Origin of the sequence: Streptomyces sp. NPDC094448 (genome assembly GCF_044763775.1) — a bacterium.
GTDB lineage: Bacteria > Actinomycetota > Actinomycetes > Streptomycetales > Streptomycetaceae > Streptomyces.
The window spans coordinates 131,517-156,099 of sequence record NZ_JBIWGU010000011.1; the positions used below are offsets into that span (position 1 = coordinate 131,517).

The following is a 24,583-nucleotide window of genomic DNA, read 5'->3' on the forward strand; positions in this document are numbered from 1 at the left end:
GGCCGAGGTGTAGTGCGGTCCAAGCCTGAAGCTGCTTCGAGGTTGCGAAGAGGTCTCAACTCACCTCTACGGGGGACGCGCGCCACGGAGCGAGCCACGGGCGCGCGCCGGAAGAGCTTGCGCTCCCCCGGCTCCGCGGGGGTCCGCGGGGGTTCACGGGGTTCCCTCCGGAGGTAATCCTCATAGGGTGTGCAGTATTGGGGTCCGGGCCGGATTTCCCGTGCCGGGGCCGTGGACGGACGGTCGTTCGAGGAGGATCTGCGGTGAGCGAGACGAGCCCGAAGCTACGTGTCGAGCTGGACGGAATTCCCACGTACAAGCCGGGTCGGCCGGCGGCGGCCGCGGGCGGGTCCGTCGCGTACAAGCTGTCGTCCAACGAGAACCCCTACCCCCCGCTGCCGGGGGTGCTGGAGACCGCCGTCGCGGCGGCGCACCAGTTCAACCGCTACCCGGATATGGCCTGTACGGAGCTGATGGCCGAGCTGGCGGACCGGTACGGGGTGCCGTTGTCGCATCTGGCGACCGGTACGGGTTCCGTCGGCGTGGCCCAGCAGTTGCTCCAGGCGACCTCGGGCCCGGGTGACGAGGTGATCTACGCCTGGCGGTCCTTCGAGGCGTACCCGATCATCACCCGGGTCAGCGGGGCGACGGCGGTGCAGGTGCCCCTGACCTCCGGCGATGTGCACGATCTGGACGCCATGGCCGCCGCGATCACCGACCGGACCCGGCTGATCTTCGTCTGCAATCCGAACAACCCCACCGGCACGGTGGTGCGCCGGGCGGAGCTGGAACGGTTCCTCGACCGGGTGCCGTCGGATGTGCTGGTCGTGCTGGACGAGGCGTACCGGGAGTTCATCCGGGACGCGGACGTTCCGGACGGGGTGGAGATCTACCGGAACCGGCCCAATGTGGCGGTGCTGCGGACGTTCTCCAAGGCGTACGGGCTGGCCGGGCTGAGGGTCGGGTTCGCGATCGCCCATGAGCCGGTCGCCGCGGCGCTGCGCAAGACGGCGGTGCCGTTCGGGGTGACCCAGCTGGCGCAGGACGCGGCCGTCGCCTCGCTGCGGGCGGAGGACGAACTGCTGGGGCGGGTCGGGATGCTGGTCGGTGAGCGGGACCGGGTTCATGGGGCCCTGGTCGGGCAGGGCTGGACCGTGCCGGAGACGCAGGCCAACTTCGTCTGGCTGAGGCTGGGCGAGCTGACGGAGGAGTTTGCGGCGGTGTGCGAGAAGGAGGGGGTCGTGGTGCGGCCGTTCCCGGGTGAGGGGGTACGGATCACGATCGGCGAGCCGGAGGCGAATGATTTGTTCCTGCGGGTGGCGGGGGACTTCGACAAGAAGCTGTAGCGGGGGGAGGGGCGCCGCCGCCCCCCGTCCTTACGCGCGTGCGGATATCGCGTCGCAGTCATGGCCCGGGTCCTCCGAGGACCCGGGCCGTCGGTGTTTACGGCCGGGCCGGGGGTGCTCCCGGTCCGGCCGCAACGTTTCGGAGCCCCCGGAGCCCCCGGAGCCCCGGCGGCGGGGCGGCGGGGCGGCGGGGCAGGATCCGCCGGGGACGACTAGCGCCGGCCGGGCCGTCGCGTCAAGAGGTACCCCCCGGTCATCAGTGTGGATTTCGTATGAGACATAATCTCATGTGAATGTGAACGCTTTCACAAGCGTGTCTCGTTCATCCCGCAATGGATGGGATTAATCAGGCAAACTGCCGATCGACCTCGTCGATGTAAGGAGATGACGACGTGGACTTGGCTCTGGCGCCGGAGACCCTGGCGCGATGGCAGTTCGGCATCACGACCGTCTACCACTTCCTCTTCGTCCCTCTCACGATCTCCCTGGCCGCACTGACCGCGGGGCTCCAGACCGCCTGGGTCAGGACGAACAAGGAGAAGTACCTCAAGGCGACCAAGTTCTGGGGCAAGCTGTTCCTGATCAACATCGCCATGGGTGTCGTCACCGGCATCGTCCAGGAGTTCCAGTTCGGGATGAACTGGTCGGACTACTCTCGCTTCGTCGGTGACATCTTCGGCGCCCCGCTCGCCTTCGAGGCGCTGATCGCCTTCTTCTTCGAGTCGACGTTCATCGGGCTGTGGATCTTCGGCTGGGACAAGCTGCCCAAGAAGATCCACCTGGCCTGTATCTGGATGGTGTCGATCGGCACGGTCCTCTCCGCCTACTTCATCCTGGCGGCGAACTCCTGGATGCAGCACCCCGTGGGCTACCGCATCAACGAGGAGCGCGGCCGGGCCGAGCTGACCGACTTCTGGCGGGTGCTCTCGCAGGACACCGCCGTCACCCAGTTCTTCCACACCATCACCGCCGCCTTCCTGGTCGGTGGCGCCTTCATGGTCGGCATCGCCGCCTACCATCTGGCCCGCCGCAAGCACATCCCCGTCATGCGGACCTCCCTCCGCCTCGGACTGGTGACCGTGATCGCCGCCGGACTGCTCACCGCCGTCAGCGGTGACTTCCTCGGCAAGGTGATGTTCAAGCAGCAGCCGATGAAGATGGCCGCCGCCGAAGCCCTCTGGGACGGCGAGGCACCGGCGCCCTTCTCGCTCTTCGCCTACGGCGACGTCGACAAGGGCCACAACGAGGTCGCCCTGGAGATCCCCGGGATACTGTCCTTCCTCGCCAACGGCGACTTCGACTCGTACGTCCCCGGAATCAACGACATCAACAAGATGGAGCAGGAGAAGTACGGGCCCGGCGACTACCGGCCGAATATCCCGGTCGCCTACTGGGGCTTCCGCTGGATGATCGGCTTCGGTATGGCCTCCTTCGCCCTCGGTGTGCTCGGCCTCTGGCTGACCCGGAAGAAGTTCCTGCTCCCTGCCGCACTGCGGACGGGAGAGGACGAGGTGCCGAATCTGGTGCTCTTCCGTCGCAAGGCCCTCAGCCCGCGCTTCGCCCGCTGGTACTGGATCACCGCCCTGTGGACGATGACCTTCCCGCTGATCGCCACCTCCTGGGGGTGGATCTTCACCGAGATGGGCCGCCAGCCGTGGGTGGTCTACGGAGTACTGCGTACCAAGGACGCGGTTTCCCCGGGTGTCTCCCAGGGCGAGGTCCTCACCTCGATGATCGTCTTCACCCTGCTCTACGCGGTGCTGGCCGTGATCGAAGTCAAGCTCCTGGTCAAGTACGTCAAGCTCGGACCGCCCGAACTGACCGAGGCCGATCTCAACCCGCCCACGAAGATCGGCGGCGACGACCGTGACGCCGACCGGCCGATGGCCTTCTCCTACTGAGGCCGAAGGAGCTGCGCAGTCATGGAACTCCACGACGTCTGGTTCGTGCTGATCGCCTTCCTCTGGACGGGCTACTTCTTCCTCGAAGGGTTCGACTTCGGCATCGGCGTTCTCACCAAACTCCTCGCCCGCGACCGCAAGGAGCGGCGCGTGCTGATCAACACCATCGGTCCCGTCTGGGACGGCAACGAGGTCTGGCTGCTGTCGGCGGGCGGTGCCACCTTCGCCGCCTTCCCCGAGTGGTACGCCACCCTCTTCTCCGGCTTCTACCTTCCGCTGCTGATCATCCTGTTCTGTCTGATCGTCCGCGGGGTGGCCTTCGAGTACCGGCACAAGCGGGACGAGGACCGCTGGCAGACCAACTGGGAGCACGCGATCTTCTGGTGCTCGCTGATCCCGGCCTTCCTCTGGGGGGTGGCCTTCGGCAATATCGTCCGGGGCGTGAAGATCAACGGTGATATGGAGTACGTCGGCAATGTCGCCGATCTCCTCAACCCGTACGCGCTGCTCGGCGGGCTCGTCACGCTGACCCTGTTCACCTTCCACGGCGCGGTGTTCGCCGCGCTCAAGACCGTCGGTGACATCCGGGGCCGGGCCAGGGCGCTCGCCACCAAGCTGGGGCTGCTCACCGCGGTCCTCGCGCTCGGCTTCCTGGGCTGGACCCAGGCCGACCGGGGCGATACGGCGAGCCTGGTCGCGATGATCGTGGCGGTGGTGGCCCTGGTGGCGGCAATCGGGGCCAATCTGGCCGGGCGCGAGGGCTGGTCGTTCGCCTTCTCCGGAGTGACCATCGTGGCCGCCGTCGCGATGCTCTTCCTCACGCTCTTCCCGAACGTCATGCCGTCGTCGCTCAACGAGGCCTGGAGCCTGACGGTCACCAACGCCTCGTCGACCCCGTACACCCTGAAGATCATGACCTGGTGCGCCGGGATCGCCGCCCCGCTGGTGATGCTCTACCAGGGGTGGACGTACTGGGTCTTCCGGAAGCGGATCGGGACACAGCACATTGCCGACGCACACTGACCGCCGGTCATGGTCCGGCCCGGGGCCTGCGCCGTACGGGTCCCGGGCCGCCGACCAGGCCGGGCTCCGGCCCCAGGTCACGGGCCGGGCCGGGCTGTGGCCCCGGGCCATCGGCCGGGCCGGGCTGCCGGTGTACGGCTTCCGTGCCGCCGCCCCGTTCCGGTCCCTCCTTCCGCTCCACCTCCCGTCCATAGGACTGCTCGTCCGTAGGGGATGTTTCACGTGAAACCGATCGACCCGCGTCTGCTCCGTTACGCCCGAACCACCCGCCGCTTTCTCGCCGCGGTCGTGCTGCTCGGCCTGATCGGGGCGGCGCTGGTCATCGCCCAGGCGATGCTGATCGCCGAAGTGGTGGTCGGAGCCTTCCAGAAGGGGCTCGGTGTCGAGGAGGCGCTGACCCCGCTGGCCCTGCTGGCGGCGGTCGCGGTCGGCAGGGCGCTGGTCTCCTGGCTGACCGAGCTGGCGGCACACCGGGCCGGCGCGGCGGTCAAGTCGGAGCTGCGGGTGCGGCTGCTGGAGCGGGCCGCGGCCCTGGGGCCGGGCTGGCTGAGCGGACAGCGCACCGGGTCCCTGGTCGCACTGGCCACCCGCGGTATCGACGCCCTCGACGACTACTTCGCCCGCTATCTGCCCCAGTTGGGTCTGGCGGTCGTCGTCCCGGTGGCGGTGCTGGCCCGGATCGTCACCGAGGACTGGGTCTCCGCGGCCATCATCGTGGTGACCCTGCCGCTGATCCCCCTCTTCATGGTGCTGATCGGCTGGTACACCCGGGCCAGGATGGACCGTCAGTGGCGGCAGCTTTCGCGGCTGTCGGGGCACTTTCTGGATGTCGTCGCCGGTCTGCCGACGCTCAAGATCTTCGGCCGGGCCAAGGCGCAGGCGGAGTCGATCCGTACGATCACCGCCGAGTACCGGCGGGCCACCATGCGCACCCTGCGGGTCGCCTTCATCTCCTCCTTCGCGCTGGAGCTGCTCGCCACCCTCTCCGTCGCCCTGGTCGCCGTCACCATCGGTATGCGGCTGGTGCACGGCGGAATGGACCTGTACACCGGGCTGGTCATTCTCATCCTGGCGCCCGAGGCGTATCTGCCGATCCGGATGGTGGGCACGCAGTACCACGCGGCGGCGGAGGGGCTGGCGGCCGCCGAGGAGATCTTCGCCGTCCTGGAGAGCGAACCGCGCCGCGCCGGAACGCGGCCCGTACCCGCTTCCGTACGGCTGGAGCTGACCGGCGTCACGGTACGCCACGAGGGCCGGGCCGAACCGTCCCTGGACTCCGCGACCCTGGTCGTCGAGGAGGGTGAGACGGTCGCCCTGGTCGGCCCGAGCGGGATCGGCAAATCCACCCTGCTCGATATCGTCCTCGGCTTCACCGAACCCGCCGAGGGCCGGATCACGGTCGGTGGCGTCCCGCTCGCGGAACTGGACGCCGAACGCTGGCGGGAGCGGATCGCCTGGGTGCCCCAGCGGCCGCACCTCTTCGCGGGAACCGTCGCCGAGAACGTCAGGCTGGCCCGGCCGGACGCCGATGACGCGGCGGTACGGGAGGCCCTGCGGCAGGCCGGGGCGTACGAATTCGTCGCCGCGCTGCCCGAGGGCACCGGAACCGTGCTCGGTGAGGACGGTTCCGGACTCTCCGCGGGGCAGCGGCAGCGGCTGGCGCTCGCCAGGGCGTTCCTCGCGGACCGGCCGGTGGTGCTGCTCGACGAGCCCACCGCCGCGCTGGACGGGGGTACGGAGGAGGAGGTCGTGGCGGCGGTACGGCGGCTCGCGGCCGGGCGGACCGTCCTGCTGGTGGTCCACCGGCCGGCGCTGCTGACGCTCGCGGACCGGGTCGTGCGCCTGACCCGGACGCGTACGGCGGACGCCGGGGCCCTGGAGCCGGTGGGCGCCGGGGCCGCGGAGACCGGCGTGTACGCGAGTCCGTACGCCGGTGCCGAGGGTCCGAGGACGGCCGGGGACCCGGGAAGCGGGCAGCACGGCGGACTGTCCGGCGATTTCCGTGATTTCTGCGAGTTCGACGACGAACGGGCGGCGGTGCCGGGGGTACGGGTCCCGGCCCTCACCCGGGTCCGCCGGGCCGCCGACCGCCGGCGCGGCCGGTTCGGACTGGCACTGCTGCTGGGCAGCCTGGCGCTGGGCTCGGCCGTCGGACTCATGGCGGTCTCCGGCTGGCTGATCTCCCGGGCGTCCGAGCAGCCGCCGGTGATGTACCTGATGATGGCCGTCACCGCGACCCGCGCCTTCGGCATCGGCCGGGCCGTCTTCCGCTACGCCGAACGCGTCGTCTCCCACGACGCCGTGCTGCGGATGCTCGCCGATCTGCGGGTCGCCGTCCACCGCGGACTGGAGCGGATCGCCCCGGGCGGGCTGAACCGCAGCCGTCGCGGTGATCTGCTGTCCCGGCTGGTCACCGATGTGGACGCGCTCCAGGACTACTGGCTGCGATGGCTGCTCCCGGCGGGATCGGCGGTGCTGGTCAGCGCCGGGGCCGTCGGTTTCACGGCCTGGCTGCTGCCCGAGGCGGGCGCCCTGCTTGCCGCCGGACTGCTGGCCGCGGGACTGGCCGTACCGCTGCTCAGCGGCGCGATCGCGCGGCGGGCGGAACGACAGCTCGCACCCGCCCGGGGCGTGCTCGCCACCCGCACGGTCGACCTGCTGCGCGGCACCGCCGAACTGACCGTCGCCGGGGCGCTCGGGACCCGTACCGAAGCCGTACGGGAAGCCGACCGGCGGCTGACCGGGATCGCCTCACGGGGTGCCGCCGCCACCGCGCTCGGCTCCGGACTCACCGCGCTCGCCTGCGGCCTGACGGTCGTTCTCGTGGCACTGGCCGGAGTCGCGGCCGTACGGGACGGGCGGCTCGACGGCGTCAGCCTCGCGGTCGTCGTCCTCACCCCGCTCGCCGCCTTCGAAGCGGTCAACGCACTGCCGCTGGCCGTCCAGTACCGGCAGCGGGTGGGCAGGAGCGCGGAGCGGGTGTACGAGGTGCTGGACGCGCCCGTCCCGGTGCGGGAACCGGAGGTGCCCGCGGCGGCGCCCGCGACGGCGTTCCCGCTGGAGCTGCGGGGTGTGCGGGCCCGGTACCCGGATCAGGGGCGGAACGCGCTCGACGGTATCGACCTCACCGTCGCGGCGGGCAGCCGGATCGCGATCGTCGGCCCGTCCGGCTCCGGCAAGACCACGCTGGCGCAGGTGCTGCTGCGCTTCCTCGATTTCCGGGATTCCCGCGATTCCCGCGATTCCCGCGATTCCCGCGACCTTCCCGGCCCGGAGGCGGGACTTCCCGATCCGGCGGCCGGACCGGGGGGCTCGTACACCCTGGGCGGGACCGATGCCCGGACCCTCGACGGGGACACCGTCCGCGGGTTCGTCGGGCTCTGCGCCCAGGACGCCCATGTCTTCGACAGCTCGGTCCGCGAGAACCTGCGCATCGGACGCCCCGGTGCCACGGAGGGCGAACTGCGGCAGGCTCTCGACGAGGCCCGGCTCCTGGACTGGGTCGACGGGCTGCCGCAGGGCCTGGACACCCTGGTCGGGGAGCACGGCGCACGGCTCTCCGGCGGCCAGCGGCAGCGGCTCGCGCTGGCCCGTGCCCTCCTCGCCGACTTCCCCGTCCTTATCCTCGACGAGCCGGCCGAGCACCTCGACCTGGCCACGGCCGACGCCCTTACCGCGGACCTGCTGGCGGCGACGGAGGGACGGACCGGGCGGGGCGGGGCGACCGTACTGATCACCCATCGGCTCCGGGGGCTCGACATGGTCGACGAGGTGGTGGTGCTGGAGGACGGACGGGCCGTACAGCGCGGTCCGTACACCGAACTGGCCGCGATCGACGGACCGCTGCGGCGGATGCTGGACCGGGAACGGGCCACGGACGTGACGGCGGAGGACGCGCCGGCGACGGCCGGAGCGGTCTGAGAGACGGACGGTGTCCGGGTCGGCGGCCTGCGCCGGCTGCCGGGCCCACGAGGACGGCCCCGGGCCCGGTCGGGGGCGCGTTCGGGGACGCCCCGGCCCGGCCGGGCGCCGCCGCGGCCCCACCGCGCCCGAGGGAGCCGACTTTTCTCGCCAAATCGGAATTACTAGGCTCAAGGGCATGACAGAGCCCGCCCCGGACCCCACCGACGCCGACGTCGACGCCGACGAGGTGCCGGACCCTGCGCAGGACCCCGGGGCGACGGGCGATCCACTGGAGGCCGCGACCCGGGTGACCCGCAGCCTCCAGGGGCTGTCCACCGAGCTGACCGCCCGGGTGCCGCAGTTGCTGGAGGCGATGAGGTCCGTCGGTACCGGTCTGGAACTGCACACCACCCTCGACCGGATCTGCGAGACCGCGGCCGAACTCGCCGACGCCCGCTATGCCGCGATCGGTGTCGTCGACGAGGAGGGCCGGGGGCTCTCCGATTTCGTCACCCACGGGATCGACGAGGAGACAGCCGCCCTGATCGGTCACCGGCCCGACGGCCAGCGGGGGCTGCTCGGTGCGCTGATCCACGATCCGGCGACGGTGATGCTCGCCGATCTGACCACCGACCCCCGTTCGGCGGGTTTCCCTCCCGGGCATCCGCCGATGCGGACCTTCCTCGGTGTCCCCATCCGCGTCCAAGGCGAGATCTTCGGCAACCTCTACCTCGCGGAGAAGCGCGGCGGGGCCGAGTTCAACGACTACGACCTGCACATGGTGCGGGTACTGGCGACCGAGGCGGGCATCGCCATCGGCAACGCCCGCCTCTACGAGGCCGCCCGGCAGCGCGAGCGGTGGATCGACGGCTCGGTCGCCGTCACCACCGCCCTGCTGTCCGGCGGGGACGCCGAGGACGCGCTGACCGTCGTCGCCGAACAGGCCCGCCGGCTCGCCGACGCCGCCGCCGGGATCGTGCTGCTCCCGGCCGAAGAGGGCGGCCTGGAGATCGTGGCCGTCGCCGCCGACCGGCCCAAGACGGCGCTGGGCGAGGTGATGCCGTCGGAGAGCCCGGTGATCGAGAGGCTGCTGGCCGGGGAGCCGGTGTTCGTCGCGGACGCGGCCACCGATCCGCGGGTGATCACCCGAAGTGCCGGACGGTACGGGCCCTGCATGATGCTGCCGCTCCAGAGCGGCGGCCGGGTACTGGGGGCGCTGGCCACCCCGCGCGCCCGGGGCGCCCGCCAGTTCACCGAGGCGGAGCGGACCCTCGCCACCCAGTTCGCCTCCCAGGCCGCACTGGCCCTGATCATGGCCGAGGCGCAGCGCGACCGGGAGCGGCTCGCGGTCTACGAGGACCGCGACCGGATCGCCCGCGATCTGCACGATCTGGTGATCCAGCGGCTGTTCGCGACCGGGATGATGCTGGAGGGGGCCCAGCGGCGGTCCCGGGTGCCCGCCGTCCAGGACGGGGTCGGCAAGGCCGTCGACGAACTGGACGTGACCATCCAGGAGATCCGTACCGCGATCTTCGCGCTCCAGCAGGGGCCGGCGGAGGCGCCTTCGGGGTTGCGGACCCGGGTCCTGCGCGAGATCAATATGGCGGCCGTACCGCTCGGATTCACCCCCGGCCACCGTTTTCTGGGGCCGGTGGACACGCTGGTCGGAGAGCTGACCGGGAAGAATCTGATCGCGGCGCTCCGGGAGGCCCTGTCGAACGCGTTCCGGCACGCGGACGCGTCGCGCATCGACGTGGTGGTGGACGCGACGGTGAAGCTGCCGGACGGGACGGACGGGGTACGGCTGACGGTCGCCGACGACGGCGTCGGCATCCCGGTCGGGGGGCGGCGCAGCGGGCTGCGCAATCTGGCGCGGCGGGCCGAGTCGCTGGGCGGGTCGAGCACCTGCGGGGCGGGCATCGGCGAGGGCGGTCAGGGGACGACGGTCCGCTGGGAGGCACCGCTGTAGGGGGAGGGCGGGACCGGAGGAGCCGGGCGGGTCGCTCCCGGGCCCGCGGAGAGGCCGGCGAATGGCCGCGCTTCGGCGGGCCGGGGGGATTTGCTGGTCCGGGTGGCCGTACGGAGCCCCGGCGCTCCCCGGGATCGGGGATTCCGCGGGTGACGATCCGGAGCATGTGCCTGTGCCGAAGCCGCCGGTCGCCCCTGTCCGTCCTGGTGATGGTGGTATGTGTGCTGCTGGTACCCGGTCCCGCGGTCGCCGTCGGGGCGGGCGGAACCGCGGTGACGGCGACCGCGGGACCGGCCGGGTCGGGCACCGCCGTCCCGGCCACGGCGGAGAAACCCGCGGACCCGCCGAAAGAGGGCCCGGGCGTCCCGGTCTCGGCGGACGCAGCGGACTCGGCGGATCCGGATCGCGCCGGATCCGTGGAACCGTCCGGAGCCGAAGGGCCCGAGGGCTCCGGGGACCCGGCGGGCCGTCCGCAGGCGGACCCGTCCGCCCCTGCGCCGGCCCACGGCGCCGCGGTCAGCGGTACATCCGCCGAGGTGGCGCGGCTCTTCGAGGAGACGGCGGAGATCACCGCCGGGTACGAGAGGAGCCGGCGCGCGGCGGACGGACAGCGGGTAGCGGTGGCCCGGCTCCAGGAGCAGCTCGCCCTGCGCCGTACCGAAGTCGCCGCCCTGCACGACGATGTGGGGGCGATCGCCCGCGACCAGTACCGCACCGGCGGACAGCTCACCGCCACCGCCGGACTGCTGCTCGCCAAGGATCCGGATGAGCTGATGCGCGGACGGCGGGCCGCCCGGCAGGCCGAGACCGCTGTTCAGCGGCTGCTGGTACGTGCCGGGGCGGCGGCGGAGGAGCTGGCGGCGGCCGAGGAGCGGGCCCGGCGGGCGCGGCACGACCTGGAGGCGCGCACGGCGCGGCTCGCCCGGGTGCGGCGGGGGCTGGAACGCAGGCTGGAGGCGGCGCGCTGGACGCTCCGGAACGAGGCGGCGGCCCGGTCTGCGGCTGGGACGTGCGCGGGTCCGGCCCGGGGTGCCGCGGGGGCGGAGCCGGGCGCGTCCGGCGGGGGCCCGGCCTGGGTACCGCCGGTCGACCATTACCGGCTGTCCGCGGGCTTCGGCAGCGGCGGTGAACGCTGGGCCCACCGCCATACCGGCCAGGACTTCGCCGTCGACATCGGCACGCCCGTCCGATCGGTGGGAGCGGGCCGGGTGCTGTCGGTGTCCTGCGGTGGTGCTTTCGGTATCCAGATCGTCGTCCGGCACCCCGACGGCTATTACACGCAGTACGCGCATCTGTCGTCGGTGGCGGTGGGGCGGCGCGAGTCGGTGCGTACGGGACAGGTGATCGGACTCGCCGGGTCGACGGGCAATTCGACCGGGCCGCATCTGCACTTCGAGGTGCGGCTCACCCCGTACCTGGGGTCGGGGGTGGATCCGGCGGGCTGGCTGCGGGAGCGGGGGGTCAGGCTGGCGTCGTCGGCGGGCCCGGACGCGGGCTGACGCCGGGGCACCGCCGGCGCGTGGGGCCCGGCCGCCGCCCGGGATGCCCGGTACCCCGGCCATGGCCGCGGTGGGCTCCGACCCGGGGCCGTGCCGGGGCGCCGCTCGGGCTGACGCCGGAGTGCCGTACACCGGAGACCACCGGGGCCGGGCTGTGCCCCTGCCCCTGCCTCTATCCCTGCCTCTGCCTCTGCCTCTGTCCCGGGCCGGGCTCGCGGTGTCCTGCTGCGCTGCCGCACCCGGTCCGGCGGCGTGTCCCACTGCCGTGCGTCCCACCGGCCGTGTCCCGGCCGGTCGGATCTCACGGGGTCCTTCGTCGGATCCCCCGCCCGGCCGCGGTCAGGTCCGCTCGCGCAGGATCTGCTCGATGACGACGGCGACACCGTCCTCGTTGTTGGCGACGGTCCGCCCCGACGCCGCGGCGATCACGTCCGGGTGCGCGTTGCCCATCGCGTACGACGTCCCCGCCCAGCGGAGCATCTCCACATCGTTCGGCATGTCCCCGAAGGCCACGACCTCAGCGGCGGAGATACCGCGCTCGGCACAGCAGCGGGCGAGCGTGCTGGCTTTGCTCACGCCCGGACCGCTGATCTCCAGCAGCGCGCCCGCACTGGACCGGGTGACGGAAGCGAGGCTTCCGATGTGCTCCCGGGCCAGTGCGTGGAAGGTGTCCGGGGCGAGTTCCGGGTGCTGGGCGAGCAGCTTCATGACCGGTGCCCCGCCGACGGCACCGTCCTGGAGGAGCTTCTCGGCCGCGGCGACGATGGTTCCCGGTTCGTCGGCGTACAGCGTCGGATATGCCGGTTCGTGGTGGAAACCGCCGGTGGTTTCGACTCCGAAGGTGGTGCCGGGCGCGATCGTGCCCAGGGTCCGTACGACGCCGAGGGCGGTGGCGCGCTCCAGCGGGTGGACGGTGAGGAGGGTGCCGCCGGAGTGCAGATCGACGACGGCGGCGCCGTTGGCGCAGATCGCCAGGCCGTGGCCGTGGACATGGTCGCTGACGACCCCCATCCAGCGGGCCGGGCGGCCGGTGACGAAGAAGACCTCGATCCCCGCGTCCTCGGCCGCGGCGAGCGCGGCGACGGTCCGCGCCGAGACCGTCTTGTCGTCGTTCAGCAGGGTGCCGTCCAGATCCGTGGCGATCAGCCTGGGCGGAGGGGCCGGGGACGGGCCGCGGGGATCGGTTGCAGGGGTCACCCATTCATTCTTCCGCACAAAGCCGCACGTGCGTGCGAGTGGAGGCACGGATGAGACACCGGACGGCCCCGGCGGGGGTGCCGGAGCGGCGGACGGGGCCATAGCGGCGTGAGGGGTGGGAGGGATGCGGTTGTGCTCCCGTGCCGCGGTGGTACGGGGGCGGGCACCGCTCCTGGAAGGCGCGGGCCCGCCGGGTCCGCGGCGGGCCGTCAGCGCAGCTGGGCCAGGGCGTCCAAGGCGATCTTCTCGTAGACCGCCTGATCCGCGGCGAACTCCGAGTCCGGGATCGGGGAGTGGATCACGATCTCGTCGATCCCCAGGGCGAAGTGGGCACCCGCGAAGTCGACGAACGCGTCCAGGGACTCCATCGGGGCACCGCGGTCCGGGGTGAAGCCGGTCAGCAGGATCCGGTCGAGTCCGGCGGCGTCCCGGCCGGTCTCCGCGCAGATCTCCTCCAGGCGGCGCAGCTGCGCGCCGATCGCCGTGAGGGACTGCTCGGGCGTGCCCGTTTTGGCGATCTTCGGGTCGCCCGTGGTCACCCACGCCTGCCCGTGGCGGGCGGCGAGCCGCATACCGCGCGGCCCGGTCGCGGCGACGGCGAAGGGCAGCCGGGGACGCTGGACGCAGCCGGGGAGGGCCCGGGCTTCCCGGGCCGAGTAGTGGGTGCCTTCATGGCTGACGGCTTCCTCGGTGAGCAGCCGGTCCAGCAGCGGTACGAACTCGGCGAACCGGTCGGCGCGCTCCCGGGGCGTCCACGGCTCCTGGCCGAGGGCGGTGGCGTCGAATCCGTCGCCGCCAGCCCCGATCCCGAGGGTGAAACGGCCGCCGCTGATGTCGTCGAGGCTCATCAGCTCCTTGGCGAGGGGGACGGGGTGCCGGAAGTTCGGGGAGGTCACAAGGGTGCCGAGCCGAATGCGTCCGGTCACCGACGCTGCGGCGGTCAGGGTGGGCAGGGCACCGAACCAGGGGCCGTCGCGGAACGTGCGCCAGGTCAGATGGTCGTAGGTGTACGCGGTGTGAAAGCCGAGGTCTTCGGCCTGCCGCCAGTTCTTCTGCCCTTCGGCCCACCGGTGGATGGGAAGGATCACGGTGCTCAGACGCATACCCCCGACCATACGTCCCCGCGGGTGGCCTCCGGGGCCGATGCGGTACGCGGTACGAGGGCGAGGGGTAGCCGGTCCGGACCTGACGGGGCCGGGGCAGTACGGCCCGGGCAGGGGACCGGTTCAGGGCTTCCCGGGTCCGTTCTCCCGGCCCGTCGGCCCGGGAAAGCGGAGGAAAGCCGGGGGGACCGCGTCCGCCAGCCAGACTCCGTTCGCACTGACCCGGAAGACATGGCCGGCCCGGTGCATCGCCGCGGCGTCGACCGACAGCACCACCGGCCGCCCGCGGCGGGCGCCGACACGGGTCGCCGTCTCCCGGTCGGGGGAGAGATGGACATGGTGACGAGCCATGGGCCGCAGGCCTTCCGCGCGGATGGGGGCGAGCCGGGCCGCGACGGTGCCGTGGTAGAGGTACGCGGGCGGGACGGCGGACGGCAGCCCGAGGTCCACCGCCACCGTATGGCCCTGGTTGGCCCGGATGCGGTCACCGTCGAGGGTGAAGCGGCGCTTGTCGTTCACGGCGACGACATGCTCCAGCTCGGCGCGGGTGAGGGGCATCCGGTGCTCGGCGAGCGCCGTCAGCAGCGTCTCGACGCCGACCCAGCCCTGGGCGTCCAGGGTGATACCGAGACGCTGCGGCTGATGGCGCAGATGCTTGGACAGGTACTTCGACACCCGCACGGTCCGTCTGCCGTCGAGCGTTCCGACGGGCGGCCGGTCATCCGGTATCCCGCCGTCCCGCCGTCCGGTGCGGTCCCGCCGGGCACCGTCCGGTTGCCCGCCCGCTGTCGGTCCGTCAGCCGATACGACAGCCTTATTGATCTTTTTGTCGCTCTTATTGTCCATGGCCCTCAGGGTGATCCGTTCCTGTGGCCGATGCCACCGAAATAGTGAGCACTCCCAGGTTTGATCCACAGTGAACATGAGTTATCCACAAGGGAATTGGCGATTCTGTGGACAACTGGGCTGTACTTCACAGCGTTTGACGAAGTCAGCTCTTCCGGAGGGAGCTTGCCGTCAGGGTGTCCAAGGTCCGTGCCTGCAGCTCCCGTTCTGTGGCAGCGGTGATGAAGGCCGCGGTGTTCTCCGGGCCAACCAGGTTCTGTACGGCCCTGATCGTCTCCACCGGCAGAACGACCGGACCCGGCTCCGCGGCGCCGGCCACCGCTCCGCCTCCTGCCGGACGGTGATGAAGGCGCCGCGGCGCGAAGATCTGCACGGAGCCGCCCAGTTCGGTACCGGTGGTGTGCTCTCCAAGCGGCAGCGGACGCCGGACCGGCACGGCGGCTCCGGCGGTGTCCGTGTCCCCGCCGGACTCCGCCCCCTCCGCCCCGGTGGCCAGTCCCAGGACCCCGCCCAGTCCCCGCCCGGTGTCCCAGGCCTCCAGCAACTCCCTTATCGAGGCAAGGGTGTAGCCGCGGTCGAGAAGGCCGGCGATCTGCCGGAGACGGGTGAGATGGGCGGTGCCGTACACATTGGATCTGCCCCGCCGCTCCGGCTTCGGCAGCAGACCCCGGTCCTGGTAGGCCCGGATCGTCCTGACCGTGACGCCGCTCCGATGCGCGAGATCCTCGATGCGGTACTCCGCGACCGGCTGTTCGGACATGGTGTCCCCTCCCTCGCGTCTCCGTAGCTCTCCGGGCCGAACCCTGGCGTTCGGGGGCGGCCGTTCCATCACAGCCGCGGTTCCACCCGCGCCAGAGCGCGCAGTGCCCTCGGGGCGAACCGGGACAGCAGCAGGGTCACGCGCGCCTCGGGCGTTACCGGCACCACCGCGCTGTTGCGCAGCACCGCGCGGAGAATCGCATCGGCCACCTTCTCCGGCGGGTAGTTCCGCAGCTCGTAGAGCCGGGCGGCCCTGCGCTGCCTGCGCCGCTCCTCGGCGGCGTCGACCCCGGTGAAGCGGCTGGTGGACGTGATGCCGGTGTTGATGAACCCCGGGCAGACCACCGAGACCCCGATATCCCGGCCCGCCAGCTCGGCCCGCAGACTCTGGCTCAGCATCAGCACCGCTGCCTTGGACGTTCCATAGGCGGGCAGGGACCTGGAGGGCTGATAGGCGGCCGCCGAAGCGATGTTGACGATATGGCCGCCCTGCCCCCGGTCCGCCATCTGCCGCCCGAAGAGCCGGCAGCCGTGGATCACCCCCCACAGATTGACGTCGAGGACCTTCCGCCAGTCGTCGGACGACGTCTCCAGGAAGGGGCCCGACATCCCGATACCGGCATTGTTGACCAGGACGTCGACCACGCCGTACTGCCCGGCTACCCGGGCCGCCAGTTCCTCCATCGCCCCCTCGTCGGAGACGTCGACCACCTCGGCCCAGGCCTCAAGTGCCCCGCCCCGCCGCGCCAGTTCGACGGTCCGCGCCACGTCCCCGGCGTTCCGGTCGACGGCCACCACCCGCGCCCCCGCCTCCGCGAAGGCCAGGACCGTCGCCCGGCCGATACCGCTCGCCGCCCCCGTCACCAGCACCAACCGGCCACCGAACCGCTCCGCGCGAGGGCCGACCGCCGCTACCCGGCCGGACGGCGCGGCCCCGGCACCTCCGGGTCCGCCCTCCTGGGCCAGCACAAACCCGGCGATCCACGCCGACAACTGATCGGGCCGGTTCCGCGGCATCCAGTGCTTGGCCACCACGGAGCGACGGGTCAGCCGAGGCACCCACTCCGCCAGATCGTCGTTGAGCCGCTCGGAGATGAAGACGTCCCCGGTGGCCGTGATCAGCTGGACCGGGCAGTGCGCACGGGCATCCGCCCGGGGCCGGGACAGCCTGGACCGCACATTGTCCCGGTACAGCCAGGCCCCGTGCGCTGCGTCCGTGGGGAGCGAGGCCGTCGGATAGTCCGCCGACGACACCTTCTCGCTGCGGGCCAGCAGCCCCGGCCAGGCCCGCCCCAGCGGCCCGCGCCAGACCAGCTCGGGCAGGGCCGGGATGTGCAGTGCGCCGACGTACCAGAAGCGCGTCCCCTGGCCCAGCAGTTGGGCGAGCGCCCGCGGGGTGGGCCGGGCGGCCCGCCGTCTGACCCAGTGGCCCAGATGGTCGAGCGACGGCCCGGACATCGACGTGAAGGAGGCGATCCTGCCCTCCGTACGCGCCACGGTGACGAACTCCCAGGCCTGCACGGACCCCCAGTCGTGGCCGACGACATGCACCGGCCGGTCCGGGCTCACCGCGTCCACCACTGCGAGGAAGTCGTCCGTCAGCTTCTCCAGGGTGAAACCGCCCCGCAGCGGCCGGGGCGCCGACGAACGCCCGTGCCCCCGGACGTCGTACAGCACCACATGCAGCCCGTGGTCCGCGGCCAGCCGCCCGGCGACCTCGGACCAGACCTCCTTGCTGTCCGGATAGCCGTGGACGAGAACGACCGTCGGCCGATCCGCTTCGCCCGGTCCGGCCACGCCCAGTTCGGCCACGCACAGCTCGACACCACCCGTCCGCACCCGGCGCTCCCGCGCCCCGGGCACCCCGGGCACCCCCGAACCGTCCGCCGCAGCACCCATCCGGTCACCCCCAGCCATCTCCGTGCCTCCCCTGCACTCCGTAAGCCCGTACTCCGTGCCCCTGCGCCTACTCCGCGCCCGCCGTGACCCGTTCGCCGGTGTCCGGCCCGTGTCCCTGCCACCCGGTCTCCGTCATCCGTTCCCTGCCATCCGCCCTGGCCCTGCGCGTCCCCCTCTCATGACACTCCGCCTCATGACACTCCGCCCCTGCCTTTCCGTGAACATGCGGTCGCGCTCCGCACTCAACGGCTGCCATGGATGAATGTGACAATGGCCGACGGCTGCGTCAAGGTCCGTACACCGGCCTGTGGAAAACCCGGGGCGGCGCGGCTCCTGCTCCTCCGGACGTACTCGCTCCGTCGCCCATCGGACGACAACGGCCACCGTCGCGCCGCTCACTTTCGTAGGGCGATCCCGCGGCCCGTCCACCTGGAGTCGGAGAAAGATCCGACCGCCAGGTCTGACGCCCGCGGCGCCCGGCACCACTACGGTCGGTCCCGTGAATGTCATTGCCCTTGAAGGCCTCAGCAAGCGGTACCCCCGGGTGACCGCACTGGACCGGCTCTCCTTGGACATCGGACCGGGTGTGACCGGGCTGGTGGGTGCCAACGGGGCCGGTAAGTCCACGGTGATCAAAATTCTGCTGGGGCTCTCCCCCGCGACCGAAGGCCGGGCCTCCGTGCTCGGCTTCGACGTCGCGACCGAGGGCAGCTCCATCCGCGAGCAGGTCGGCTATATGCCCGAGCACGATTGCCTGCCGCCCGATGTCTCCGCCACCGAATTCGTCGTCCACATGGCACGTATGTCCGGTCTTCCGGCCGCCGCCGCCCGCGAGCGCACCGCCGACACCCTGCGCCACGTCGGCCTCTACGAGGAGCGGTACCGCCCCATCGGCGGCTACTCGACCGGTATGAAGCAGCGCGTCAAACTCGCCCAGGCGCTGGTCCACGACCCCAAGCTGGTGCTGCTCGACGAGCCGACCAACGGCCTCGACCCGGTCGGCCGGGACGAGATGCTCGGCCTGATCCGCCGCGTGTACACGGACTTCGGTATCTCCGTCCTGGTCACCTCCCACCTCCTCGGTGAACTCGAACGCACCTGTGACCACGTCGTCGTCATCGACGGCGGCTCCCTGCTGCGCTCCAGCTCCACCAGCGACTTCACCCAGGCCACCACCACGCTCGCCGTCGAGGTCACCGACTCCGACACCCACCCGGACGGCACCGCAGCCCTGCGGGAGCACTTGGTCGCCGCCGGGGTCACCCTCCACGACCGGACGGAGGAGGGCCTGCCCGGAGCCGGCCACGTCCTCCTCATGGAGGCGCGGGGCGAGGAGACGTACGACATCGTCCGCGACACCGTCGCGGCGCTCGGCCTCGGCCTCGTACGGATGGAACAGCGCCGCCACCACATAGCGGAAGTCTTCCGGACGAGTCCGGATGAATCGGCCGCCGAACCCCCGGCCGGGATGCCGTCCGCCGCGCGTTCCCACGCACCCGCGCCCGCACCCGCGCCCACCGCGCCCGCACCCGCACCCGCGCCCACCGCACCCGCGCCCACCGATTCCACCGCGCCCGGCACCGGCCGCTCCCCGGCCGCCGACCCGGCCCAGGCCATGAAGGGGCAGCCCCGATGAGCACCACGACCCCCTCCCCGGCCGGCGGCGCGGACACGGCGCCCGAATCCGCCCGTATCCACAACATCGGCTACCGCAACTACTCGGGCCGCCGCCTCGGCCGCGCCTATGTGCGCCGCTCCCTCTATGTGCAGTCCCTGCGCGGCGCCTTCGGCCTCGGCCGCTCGGCCAAGTCCAAGGTCATGCCGATGCTGCTGTTCGCCCTGATGTGCGTACCCGCACTGATCATGGTGGCGGTCGCGGTCAGTATCGAAGCCGACGAACTGCCCCTGGAGTACACCCAGTACGCCGGTGCCCTCTCCATGGTGATCGCGCTCTTCCTGGCGGCCCAGGCACCGCAGACCGTCTCCCGTGACCTGCGGTTCCGTACGGTGCCCCTCTACTTCTCCCGCCCCATCGAGCGCGTCGACTACGTGGTCGCGAAGTACGGGGCGATGGCGTCGGCCATGTTCCTCCTCACAGGACTGCCCCTGGTCGTCCTCTACATCGGGGCGCTGCTGGCCAGGATGGACTTCCTCGACCAGACGAAGGAGTTCGGCCAGGGCCTGGTCTCCGTCGCCGTCCTCTCCGTCCTGTACGCGGGAATCGGCCTGGTGCTGGCCGCCACCACGCCCCGCCGGGGCTTCGGCGTCGCCGCGATCATCGGCATGCTGGTGATCAGCTTCGGTGCGGTGACCTCCGTACAGGCCATCGCCGATGACAGTGGATCCGGCGATCTGGTCCAGTGGATCGGCCTCTTCTCGCCGTTCAGCCTGATCGACGGCTTCCAGACCGCCTTCCTCGGCGCCACCAGCGGATATCCCGGCGGTGAGGGCCCGGGAGCCGCGGTCGGCGTGGTCTATCTGCTGGTCGTCCTCGCGCTGATCGCCGGATCGTACGCCGCGCTGATGCGCCGCTACGCGAAGGCGGGACTGTGAACGACACCCACCGAGCCCCCCGCGAACTACCCGAGTTCAGGCAGCTCCAAGAGAACGGGCCGCGCCCATGACCACCATCTCCATCGACCACGTCTCCAGGTGGTTCGGAAATGTCGTCGCCGTCAACGACGTCACCATGTCCATCGGACCGGGCGTCACCGGACTGCTCGGACCCAACGGAGCCGGAAAGTCCACTCTCATCAACATGATGGGTGGTTTCCTGGCGCCGTCGACGGGCAGTGTCACTCTGGACGGCACTCCGATCTGGCGCAACGAATCCGCCTACCGCGAGATCGGTGTCGTACCCGAGCGTGAGGCGATGTACGACTTCCTCACCGGCCGCGAGTTCGTCGTAGCCAACTCCGAACTGCACGGCCTCGGCGCCGAGGAGGCCGCCCACGCCCTCGCGACGGTCGAGATGGAGTACGCCCAGGACCGGCAGATCTCGACGTACAGCAAGGGCATGCGCCAGCGCGTGAAGATGGCGTCGGCGCTGGTCCACAATCCGTCCGTGCTGCTGCTCGACGAACCGTTCAACGGTATGGACCCCCGGCAGCGCATGCAGCTCATGGAGCTGCTGCGGCGCATGGGTGCCGAGGGCCGTACGGTGCTGTTCTCCTCCCATATCCTCGAAGAGGTCGAGCAGCTCGCCGCGTATATCGAGGTGGTCGTCGCGGGCCGGCACGCCGCATCGGGAGATTTCCGCCGCATCCGACGGCTGATGACGGACCGCCCGCACCGCTATCTCGTCCGCTCCAGCGACGACCGCGCCCTCGCCGCCGCGCTGATCGCCGACCCGTCGACCTCCGGTATCGAAGTCGATCTCACCGAGGGTGCCCTGCGCATCCAGGCCGTCGACTTCGGCCGGTTCACCGCACTGCTGCCGCGTGTCGCCCGGGACAACTCCATCCGGTTGCTCACGGTCTCGCCGTCCGACGAATCCCTCGAATCGGTCTTCTCCTATCTCGTAACGGCCTGAAAGGAGCTGTGACGCCATGTACAACCCCACGGTCGCCCGGCTCACCTACCGGGCCGTACTCGGCCGCCGCCGGGCCGCGATCCTCTTCGCCCTGCCCGGACTGCTGCTGATCATCGCCATCGCGATCCGCTTCTTCAACGGCGCGGACGACGGCACCGCCAATGAACTGCTCTCCGGTTTCGCCCTCGCCACGATGGTGCCGCTGATCGGCGTCATCGCGGGCACCGGCACCATCGGCCCCGAGATCGACGACGGTTCCATCGTCTATCTGCTGGCCAAACCGGTGAAGCGGCCGACGATCATCTTCACCAAGCTGATCGTCGCGATAGCGGTCACGATTGCCTTCTCCGCCGTCCCGACCCTGATCGCGGGCTTCATCCTCAACAACAACGGCCAGCAGATCGCCATCGCCTACACCGTCGCCGCGCTCTTCGCGTCGATCGCCTACAGCGCGCTGTTCCTGCTCATCGGCACGGTCAGCCGGAACGCCGTCGTCATCGGCCTGATCTACGCCCTGGTCTGGGAAGGCCTCTTCGGCCGGCTGGTCGAGGGCGCCCGCGCGCTCAGTGTGCAGCAGTGGTCGCTGGCGCTCGCCGAGCGGATCGCCGCTGACGGACTCATCGGTTCCGCCGTCGGTCTGCCGGTGGCGGTCGTCCTGCTGACCGTCGTCACGGTGGCGGCGACGTGGTACGCGGGTCAGCGGCTGAAGGTGCTGAAGCTCGCCGGGGAGGAGTGAGAGCCCCGCCCCGACGGGCCGCGGCGGCCGAAGGTCCGGCAGTGGTCCGGCACCTGCGGCCGAGGTGATCCGCCCCCCGGCGTCCTGCGGCGAAGGCTCCCTCCGGCCATCCGGACGGGGGCCTTCGCCGTACCGCCTCACAGGTGTGCGGCGGCGCTCCCCGATGCCGCTCGCCGGGCGGAAATTGGGTGGCGGGCCCAGGTGGTTGGGAGGAGAGTGGGGAAGCCGGTTCAGCCGGCGAGCCCGGGACCGGGAGAGGAGCGCGACGCGATGCGAGCGTCCGACGCGCTTCCGTCCGGGCGGTGCCGGAAGGCTGCGGAGCCGCCGTATCGGCGGGTGTCCGCGCCACGGCACGGCCCGAGGGGGCGGCCGCTTCGAGCGCGCAACTGCGCGGGCCGCCCCCTTCCCCCGGCAGCCGCCGCGGGAGGGGCCCGCCAGGGGCCGCAGGAACCATTCGGCTCAGGCCGCGAGCAGACCTTCCAGCGTCACCGCGATACCGTCCTCGTCGTTCGAGACGGTGACCGCGTCCGCGACGGCCTTCAGCTCGTCGTGGGCATTGGCCATGGCGACCCCGTGCGCCGCCCAGGCGAACATCGGGATGTCATTGGGCATATCACCGAAGGCGATCGTGCCGGACGCCTTCACCCCGAGCCGACGGGCCGCCAGGGAGAGCCCGGTGGCCTTGGTAAGCCCCAGCGGTATCAGCTCCACGACACCGGGCCCGGCCATGACGACATCGACGAGACCGCCCACGGTCTCCCGGGCGACCTTCGTCAGGGCATCGTCGTCAAGACGGTGGTGCTGGATGTAGATCTTGTTGAGGGGCTCGGCCCACAACTGCTCCACATCGGTCAGCGCGATATACGGCAGCGGCCCGTCGTGGGCCGCGTAGTCCGAGCTGACCAGCACGTCCCCGTCGAGACCGTCGCGGCCGGCGGCCAGCGCCACCCGCCCGATCTCCGCCTCCAGCTTGGCCAGCGCGATCGCGGCGATCTTCCGGTCGAGGGTGAGGGAGGTCAGCAGCCGGTGCTCGCCCGCGTGGTAGACCTGCGCGCCCTGCCCGCAGACCGCGAGGCCGCGGTAGCCGAGGTCGTCGAGTATGTAGCGGGTCCACGGCACACCGCGGCCCGTGACGACGATATGCGCGGCCCCCGCCGCGGTGGCCGCGGCGAGCGCGTCCCGGTTACGGGCGGAGACCGTGCCGTCGCCGCGCAGAAGCGTTCCGTCGAGATCGGTGGCGATCAGGGGGTACGGGAACGCTCCGCGCGGCTCCCGCTCCGGCCCCGGCTGCTGTGCCTGTTGTGCCTCTCGCGGATCTCGCGGGCCCTGTGCTGGTGTGCTCACCGGGCGACCGGCTCCAGGACTTCCCGTCCGCCGAGATACGGCCGCAGGGCCTCGGGCACCCGGACCGAACCGTCCGCGAGCTGGTGGTTCTCCAGGATGGCCACGATGGTGCGCGGTACGGCGCAGAGCGTGCCGTTGAGCGTCGCCAGCGGCTGCGTCTTCTTGCCGTCCCGGTAGCGGACCGACAGCCGGCGGGCCTGGAAGCCGTCACAGTTCGACGCGGACGTCAGCTCGCGGTACTTGCCCTGGGTCGGGATCCACGCCTCGCAGTCGAACTTCCGCGAGGCGGAGGAGCCCAGATCGGCCGAGGCCACGTCGATGACCTGGAACGGCAGCTCCAGCGAGGTCAGCCACTGCTTCTCCCACTCCAGCAGCCGCCGGTGCTCGGCCTCGGCCTCCTCGGGCGCCACGTACGAGAACATCTCGACCTTGTCGAACTGGTGCACGCGGAAGATGCCGCGGGTGTCCTTGCCGTACGTGCCCGCCTCGCGCCGGAAGCACGGCGAGAAGCCCGCGTACCGCAGGGGCAGCTTCTCGGCGTCGATGATCTCGTCCATGTGGTACGCGGCGAGGGGGACCTCGGAGGTGCCGACCAGGTAGTAGTCGTCCTTCTCCAGGTGGTAGACGTTCTCCGCGGCCTGGCCGAGGAAGCCGGTGCCCTCCATGGCGCGCGGCCGGACCAGGGCCGGGGTGAGCATCGGGATGAAGCCCGCCTCGGTCGCCTGGGCGATCGCCGCGTTGACCAGCGCCAGCTCCAGCAGGGCGCCGACACCGGTCAGGTAGTAGAACCGCGATCCGGAGACCTTGGCGCCGCGCTCGACGTCGATGGCGCCCAGCGCCTCGCCCAGCTCCAGATGGTCACGGGGTTCGAAGCCCTCGGCCGCGAAGTCGCGGATCGTGCCGTGCGTCTCCAGGACGACGAAATCCTCCTCGCCGCCGACCGGAACGTCGGGGTGGACGAGATTGCCCAGGCGGAGCAGCAGCCCGCGGGTCTCCTCGTCGGCCTCGTTCTGGGCGGCCTCGGCCGCTTTGACGTCGGCCTTGAGCTGCTCCGCGCGGGTCAGCAGCTCGGCGCGCTCCTCGGGGGACGCCTTGGAGACGAGCTTGCCGAGCGACTTCTGCTCGGAGCGCAGTTCGTCGAAGCGGACGCCGGACGACCTGCGCCGCTCGTCGGCGGAGAGGAGGGCGTCGACAAGCTCGACGTCCTCTCCACGGGCGCGCTGGGAGGCGCGAACACGGTCGGGGTCCTCACGGAGCAGGCGAAGGTCAATCACCCCACCAGGCTACCGGTGCCTGCCTCTCACTCGGCCACTTCATATTGCGTTGCGTAGCCTTTTGTCCCTATTTATGGGATTTGGTGGCCTGTGGGGCGGTGAAGACGGGAGGGCGTGAGTGGGACGGCTTCACGGCGGTGTCCGTCAAGGGAAATCATCGCCCATCGCCGGAACGGGGCATGCCGGGGCGGCTGGAATTGACCCATTTTCCTTGTGGGCTGCGGGACTTGGCCGACGGTTGTCCACAGGTGG

The 24,583-nt window shown here is 71.3% G+C and carries 17 protein-coding genes; 10 read left to right on the plus strand and 7 right to left on the minus strand.

Annotation, left to right across the window (positions count from 1 at the left end; genetic code table 11):
• Window positions 1-263: 263 nt before the first annotated feature.
• From hisC to ACIQ9E_RS22295, 6 genes are all read left to right on the plus strand, one after another.
• The gene (gene hisC / locus ACIQ9E_RS22270) at window positions 264-1,346 is read left to right on the plus strand and encodes a histidinol-phosphate transaminase (RefSeq protein ID WP_403709580.1); all 1,083 of its coding nucleotides are present in this window, start codon (window positions 264-266) and stop codon (window positions 1,344-1,346) included.
• A gap of 392 nt (window positions 1,347-1,738) precedes the next feature.
• Window positions 1,739-3,247, plus strand: coding sequence for a cytochrome ubiquinol oxidase subunit I (locus tag ACIQ9E_RS22275; RefSeq protein ID WP_403709581.1), 1,509 nt, complete (start codon window positions 1,739-1,741; stop codon window positions 3,245-3,247).
• Between the two features lie 21 nt (window positions 3,248-3,268).
• Entirely contained in the window at window positions 3,269-4,270 is a 1,002-nt protein-coding gene (cydB, locus tag ACIQ9E_RS22280; protein WP_403709583.1) for a cytochrome d ubiquinol oxidase subunit II, read from the plus strand.
• Window positions 4,271-4,492: 222 nt separating this feature from the next.
• Window positions 4,493-8,191 (plus strand): thiol reductant ABC exporter subunit CydD, encoded by a 3,699-nt coding sequence (cydD, locus tag ACIQ9E_RS22285; RefSeq protein WP_403709585.1) that lies wholly within the window; start codon window positions 4,493-4,495, stop codon window positions 8,189-8,191.
• Between the two features lie 178 nt (window positions 8,192-8,369).
• A complete protein-coding gene (locus tag ACIQ9E_RS22290; RefSeq protein ID WP_403709587.1) occupies window positions 8,370-10,142 on the plus strand; it encodes a GAF domain-containing sensor histidine kinase in 1,773 nt (590 codons plus the stop codon).
• 221 nt (window positions 10,143-10,363) lie between these two features.
• Window positions 10,364-11,641: a peptidoglycan DD-metalloendopeptidase family protein gene (locus ACIQ9E_RS22295; RefSeq protein ID WP_403709589.1), complete on the plus strand. Its 1,278-nt coding sequence runs from the start codon at window positions 10,364-10,366 to the stop codon at window positions 11,639-11,641.
• A 339-nt stretch (window positions 11,642-11,980) separates the two neighbouring features.
• Here ACIQ9E_RS22295 and ACIQ9E_RS22300 read toward each other — a convergent pair whose 3' ends face one another.
• The 5 genes from ACIQ9E_RS22300 to ACIQ9E_RS22320 form a co-directional block, all read right to left on the minus strand.
• A complete protein-coding gene (locus ACIQ9E_RS22300; protein ID WP_403709591.1) occupies window positions 11,981-12,838 on the minus strand; it encodes a Cof-type HAD-IIB family hydrolase in 858 nt (285 codons plus the stop codon).
• A gap of 209 nt (window positions 12,839-13,047) precedes the next feature.
• A complete protein-coding gene (locus ACIQ9E_RS22305; protein ID WP_403709593.1) occupies window positions 13,048-13,941 on the minus strand; it encodes an LLM class flavin-dependent oxidoreductase in 894 nt (297 codons plus the stop codon).
• A gap of 123 nt (window positions 13,942-14,064) precedes the next feature.
• Complete coding sequence (locus ACIQ9E_RS22310; RefSeq protein WP_403709854.1) at window positions 14,065-14,670, minus strand: RNA 2'-phosphotransferase; 606 nt, start codon at window positions 14,668-14,670, stop codon at window positions 14,065-14,067.
• A gap of 262 nt (window positions 14,671-14,932) precedes the next feature.
• Entirely contained in the window at window positions 14,933-15,547 is a 615-nt protein-coding gene (locus tag ACIQ9E_RS22315; RefSeq protein WP_403709595.1) for a MerR family transcriptional regulator, read from the minus strand.
• A gap of 68 nt (window positions 15,548-15,615) precedes the next feature.
• Entirely contained in the window at window positions 15,616-17,463 is a 1,848-nt protein-coding gene (locus ACIQ9E_RS22320) for an SDR family oxidoreductase (RefSeq protein WP_403709597.1), read from the minus strand.
• A 481-nt stretch (window positions 17,464-17,944) separates the two neighbouring features.
• On the opposite strand from ACIQ9E_RS22320, the gene ACIQ9E_RS22325 reads away from it, so the two are divergent.
• From ACIQ9E_RS22325 to ACIQ9E_RS22340, 4 genes are all read left to right on the plus strand, one after another.
• Window positions 17,945-19,081 carry an ABC transporter ATP-binding protein gene (locus tag ACIQ9E_RS22325; protein ID WP_403709599.1) on the plus strand — a complete coding sequence of 379 codons (1,137 nt, stop codon included), beginning with the start codon at window positions 17,945-17,947 and terminating at the stop codon, window positions 19,079-19,081.
• Window positions 19,078-19,998, plus strand: coding sequence for an ABC transporter permease (locus tag ACIQ9E_RS22330; RefSeq protein ID WP_403709601.1), 921 nt, complete (start codon window positions 19,078-19,080; stop codon window positions 19,996-19,998). Before ACIQ9E_RS22325 ends, ACIQ9E_RS22330 begins: the two co-directional genes overlap by 4 nt.
• A 67-nt stretch (window positions 19,999-20,065) precedes the next feature.
• Window positions 20,066-20,977 carry an ABC transporter ATP-binding protein gene (locus ACIQ9E_RS22335; protein WP_403709603.1) on the plus strand — a complete coding sequence of 304 codons (912 nt, stop codon included), beginning with the start codon at window positions 20,066-20,068 and terminating at the stop codon, window positions 20,975-20,977.
• 16 nt (window positions 20,978-20,993) lie between these two features.
• Window positions 20,994-21,713, plus strand: a complete 720-nt coding sequence (locus ACIQ9E_RS22340) for an ABC transporter permease (RefSeq protein ID WP_403709605.1) — start codon at window positions 20,994-20,996, stop codon at window positions 21,711-21,713.
• A 459-nt stretch (window positions 21,714-22,172) separates the two neighbouring features.
• Here ACIQ9E_RS22340 and ACIQ9E_RS22345 read toward each other — a convergent pair whose 3' ends face one another.
• Both ACIQ9E_RS22345 and serS read right to left on the minus strand, forming a co-directional pair.
• Window positions 22,173-22,958 (minus strand): HAD family hydrolase, encoded by a 786-nt coding sequence (locus ACIQ9E_RS22345; RefSeq protein ID WP_403709856.1) that lies wholly within the window; start codon window positions 22,956-22,958, stop codon window positions 22,173-22,175.
• Between the two features lie 95 nt (window positions 22,959-23,053).
• Window positions 23,054-24,331 carry a serine--tRNA ligase gene (gene serS / locus ACIQ9E_RS22350; protein ID WP_403709607.1) on the minus strand — a complete coding sequence of 426 codons (1,278 nt, stop codon included), beginning with the start codon at window positions 24,329-24,331 and terminating at the stop codon, window positions 23,054-23,056.
• Between the last annotated feature and the right edge of the window lie 252 nt (window positions 24,332-24,583).

Excerpts from the sequence above, each read along its gene's own strand:
- cydB (WP_403709583.1), top strand. The coding sequence starts at position 3,269 with ATGGAACTCCACGACGTCTGGTTCGTGCTGATCGCCTTCCTCTGGACG.
- ACIQ9E_RS22290 (WP_403709587.1), top strand. The coding sequence starts at position 8,370 with ATGACAGAGCCCGCCCCGGACCCCACCGACGCCGACGTCGACGCCGAC.
- ACIQ9E_RS22305 (WP_403709593.1), bottom strand. The coding sequence starts at position 13,941 with ATGCGTCTGAGCACCGTGATCCTTCCCATCCACCGGTGGGCCGAAGGG.
- ACIQ9E_RS22315 (WP_403709595.1), bottom strand. The coding sequence starts at position 15,547 with ATGTCCGAACAGCCGGTCGCGGAGTACCGCATCGAGGATCTCGCGCAT.
- ACIQ9E_RS22320 (WP_403709597.1), bottom strand. The coding sequence starts at position 17,463 with ATGGCTGGGGGTGACCGGATGGGTGCTGCGGCGGACGGTTCGGGGGTG.
- ACIQ9E_RS22330 (WP_403709601.1), top strand. The coding sequence starts at position 19,078 with ATGAGCACCACGACCCCCTCCCCGGCCGGCGGCGCGGACACGGCGCCC.
- ACIQ9E_RS22335 (WP_403709603.1), top strand. The coding sequence starts at position 20,066 with ATGACCACCATCTCCATCGACCACGTCTCCAGGTGGTTCGGAAATGTC.
- ACIQ9E_RS22340 (WP_403709605.1), top strand. The coding sequence starts at position 20,994 with ATGTACAACCCCACGGTCGCCCGGCTCACCTACCGGGCCGTACTCGGC.